Origin of the sequence: Bradyrhizobium sp., assembly GCF_019244115.1 — a bacterium.
In the GTDB taxonomy this organism is placed as follows: Bacteria; Pseudomonadota; Alphaproteobacteria; order Rhizobiales; family Xanthobacteraceae; genus Bradyrhizobium.
Genome location: NZ_JAFATE010000833.1, coordinates 1 through 4,111 on the forward strand (window position 1 = coordinate 1; position 4,111 = coordinate 4,111).

3 protein-coding genes are annotated in these 4,111 nt (G+C 67.6%); all 3 read right to left on the bottom strand.

The features are described 5' to 3' along the window. Nucleotides 1-356: 356 nt before the first annotated feature. On the bottom strand, nucleotides 357-2,159 hold the full coding sequence (locus tag JOZ76_RS35200) for a gamma-glutamyltransferase family protein (protein WP_291705976.1): 1,803 nt from the start codon (nucleotides 2,157-2,159) through the stop codon (nucleotides 357-359). 321 nt (nucleotides 2,160-2,480) lie between these two features. After that, complete coding sequence (locus JOZ76_RS35205) at nucleotides 2,481-3,479, bottom strand: ABC transporter ATP-binding protein (protein WP_291705977.1); 999 nt, start codon at nucleotides 3,477-3,479, stop codon at nucleotides 2,481-2,483. Then, on the bottom strand, nucleotides 3,476-4,111 hold a 636-nt coding region (locus JOZ76_RS35210), incomplete at its 5' end, for an ABC transporter ATP-binding protein (protein WP_291705978.1). The genes JOZ76_RS35210 and JOZ76_RS35205, both read right to left, overlap by 4 nt.

The window sequence follows — 4,111 nt, forward strand, 5'->3', positions numbered from 1 at the left end:
GTGGCGCTCTCTCCGTTTGCCTCCCCCGCTTGCGGGGGAGGTCGCCGCGCTTGCGCGGCGGGTGGGGGCCGCCCCGGCCTCAGCTGCAGCCTTTTTCGCACGACGCCCCCACCCCAGCCCTCCCCCGCAAGCGGGGGAGGGAGCGCATCGCCAGCGTTCAAACGCCATATGCGGTTGCCCTGCCGCTTGCGGGGAGAGGGTTGGGGTGAGGGGGACTCTCAAGGAACCGAGCTCGCGGAGAGTCCCCCTCACCCGAAATTCGCGCGACGCGCGCGAATTTCGACCTCTCCCCGCAAGCGGGGAGAGGTGAACAGCTTTCGCCGGGCGACTGGTCAGAACAAAACTCATCGCACCTCTCACCGGCCCGCGGCGTAGCCCTGCATGCCCCGGGGATTGGCGGCGGCGCGGCGGCGGCGGCCGACGCGCGAGGCCGCGGTGAGGCGGCCCTCCGACCAGTCGGGGCCGACCTCGACGACATGGCCGCGGCGGGTCAGCTCGTCGCGTGTCGCCTCAGGCACGCGGTTCTCGACCACCATCACGCCGGGCCGCGCGGTGCGCGGCCAGAACGAGATCGGGAAATGTTCGGAGTGCCATGCCGGCGCGTCGATCGCCTCCTGCAGGTTCAGCTTTGCGTGGACGTGGCGCAGGAAGAACTGCGTGATCCACTGGTCCTGCTGGTCGCCGCCGGGCGAGCCCCAGGCCAGATACGGCTCGCCGTCGCGCAGCGCCATGGTCGGCGACAGCGTGGTGCGCGGGCGTTTGCCCGGCGCGAGCGAGGCGGGGTGGCCTTCCTCCAGCCAGAACATCTGCGCGCGGCTGCCGAGGCAGAAGCCGAGCTCCGGGATCACGGGCGAGGATTGCAGCCAGCCGCCCGACGGCGTCGAGGAGATCATGTTGCCGTCGCGGTCGATGATGTCGAAATGCACGGTGTCGCCGCGCACCTCGCCAAAACGGCCGACGGTCGGCTCGCCGGCACCCATCGCTCCGACGGCCTCGCGATGGCCCTCGGCGCGGCGCAGTTTGACGACGGCGCCAAAGCCCTCGACCGAGCCGGGTCGCAGCTCGAGCGAAGCGTTCTCCGAGATCAGCTTGCGGCGCTCGTCGTTATAGGCATCCGACAACAGCGTCGCGATCGGGATTTCCGAAAAGTTCGGATCGCCATAAAACTTTTCACGGTCGGCATAGGCGAGCTTGGCGCATTCGATCTGCAGATGGATGAACTCCGGCCCCGCCGGATCGACCCCGTCGAGCTGAAACCCTTTCAGCAGCGCGAGCTGCTGCAGCATGACAGGGCCCTGGCTCCAGACGCCGGCCTTGCAGACGGTGTAGCGGCCATAGTCGTAGGTGAGGGGCGCTTCGATGCTCGGCTGCCAGCGCGCCATGTCGTCGGCCGAAAGCACGCCCTTGTGCGGCGTGCCCGAGACGTCCATCACCTCCTGCGTGCGGCAGAAGCGGTCGATGGCTTCGGCGACAAAGCCCTGCGACCAGGCCGCGCGCGCGCGTTCGATCTGCACGTCGCGGTCCGAGCCTGCGCTTTCCGCCTCTTTGAGGATGCGGGTGTAGGTCTCGGCGAGCCGCGTATTGGTGAACAGCGTGCCAGGTGTCGGCACCGCCCCGTTCGGCAGATACACGGCGGCCGAGCTCGGCCAATGTCGTCTGAACAACTGCTCGACGGTCTTGATCGTGGCGGACGCCCGCTCGACCAGCGGATAGCCGTCGCGCGCATAGGAGATCGCGGGCTCCAGCACGTCGCGGAGCCGCATGCTGCCATAGTCGCGGAGCAGCAGCATCCAGGATTCGAATGTGCCGGGAACGCAGGCCGCGAGCAGCCCGGTGCCGGGCACCATGTCGAGCCCTTCGCTGCGATAATGTGCAATCGTCGCACGCGCGGGCGCCGGCCCCTGTCCGCAGATCACTTCCGTGCGCCCGCGCCTCACCTCATGCACGATGATCGGCACGTCGCCGCCGGGGCCATTGAGATGCGGCTCGACCACCTGCAGCGTGAAAGCGGTGGCGACGCCGGCGTCGAACGCATTGCCGCCTTTCTCCAGGGTCGCCATGCCGACCGCGGTCGCGATCCAGTGCGTCGAGGCGACGACGCCAAACGTGCCTTCGATTTCGGGCCGGGTGGTGAATAGATCAGGATTGATGTTGCCCATCTAAAAATTCCACTTGCGCGCGGGGTCGTTGCTTGAATTGGCCTGGCGGCGGGTGCAGTTCACCTCTCTCCGCTTGCAGGGAGAGGTCGGATTGCGCTTCAGCGCAATCCGGGTGAGGGGGATTCTCCAAGCACGGCGCTCGTGGAGACTCCCCCTCACCCCAACCCTCTCCCCGCAAGCGAGGACAGGGGGCGCAGCTGCGATACCAGGACAGGTCAGCCCAAAACTCATCGTGCGACCGGCGCTGTTGAACGCGGGCAATTGACCATAGGGGGGCCGACATGCCAACGCCTGTCGCGAGATGCCTCATACGCGTCGCTCTCACGACACGGTCACCGCGTCAGCCGGAGCGTTGACCGCATGGCATGCGACGCCGTTGATCAGGGCGGGCGCCTCCTTGCGGCAGAGATCGAACGCGAGCGGACAGCGCGGGTTGAAGGCGCAGCCGGGTGGCGGGTCGATGGGGTTGGGGATCTCGCCGCGTACCGGAATCCGCTGCCGCCCGCTCATCGCCAGATCCGGCACCGCGCCGAGCAGCATTTTTGTGTAGGGCATGCGAGGCGCAGCGAACAGTTCGCGCCCGTCCGCGATCTCGACGATGCGGCCGAGATACATCACGCCGATGCGGCTCGCCATGTGCCGCACGACAGCGAGATTGTGGCTGATGAAGAGATAGGTGAGGCCGAACTTGTCCTGCAGGTCCCGCATCAGGTTGAGGATCTGCGCCTGCACCGAGACGTCGAGCGCCGAGGTCGGCTCGTCGCAGACGATGAACTCGGCCTCGGAGGCCAGCGCCCGCGCGATCGCGATGCGCTGCCGCTGGCCGCCGGAAAACTCGTGCGAAAATTTCTTGCCGTCGTCGGGATGCAGGCCGACCAGGCTCAACAGCTCGCCGACCCGTTCGACAATCTGGCGCTCGCCCTGGATCAGGTCGAAGGCGCGGATCGGTTCGGCGATGATCGCATCGACGCGGAAGCGCGGGTTGAGGGACGCGTAAGGATCCTGGAACACCATCTGGATGCGGCGGCGCAGCCGGCGCCGCACGAAGGCCTGCCGTGGGTCCGTCATCGAGACGCCGTCGATCAAGACATCGCCCGACGTCGGCGCGAGCAGGCCGACGACCATGCGCGCCACCGTGGTCTTGCCGGAGCCGGACTCGCCGACAAGCGCAAAAGTCTCGCCTTTCCTGATGTCGAAGCTGACGCCGTCGACCGCCCGGAGATATTCGGGACGGCCGCCTTCCAGAACCCGGTTGAGCCAGGGCCTTGAGACATCGAAAACCTGGCGCAGATTTTTCACCTCGACGAACGGAGCGGTCATGCCGCGCTCTCCGTGACGTCGAACAGGTGGCAGGCGACGGCCTGGGTGTCCTTTCGGATCGGCTCCGGCCGCTCGATGTGGCAGCGCTCGAACGCGTGAGCGCAGCGCGGATTGAACGGGCATCCCCTGGGGATCGCCGACAGCCTTGGCATCGCGCCGGGAATCTGGATCAGCCGGTGGGTGTCGCCTGCGAGCGTCGGAATCGCGCCCATCAGGCCCTTGGCGTAGGGATGCAGCGGGTTCCTGACGACGTCCTGCACCGGGCCGATCTCGGCGATACGGCCGGAATACATCACCGCGACGCGGTCGCAGGTCTCGGCGATCACGCCCATGTCGTGCGTCACCAGCATCACGGCGGTGCCGTGATCGCGGCCGAGCCGCTTGATCAGCGCGATGATCTGGGCCTGCACCGAGACGTCGAGCGCGGTGGTCGGCTCGTCGGCGATAATCAGCTCGGGCTCGGCGCAGATCGCGAGCGCAATCACCACGCGCTGGCGCATCCCGCCCGAGAATTCGTGCGGATAAGCATCGATCCGCTGCGCTGCGGCGGGAATGCCGACGCGCTCGAGCCACTCGATCGCGCGCCGCCGCGCCTCGGCATCCGACAGCGGCAGATGCGTCTGCATCGTTTC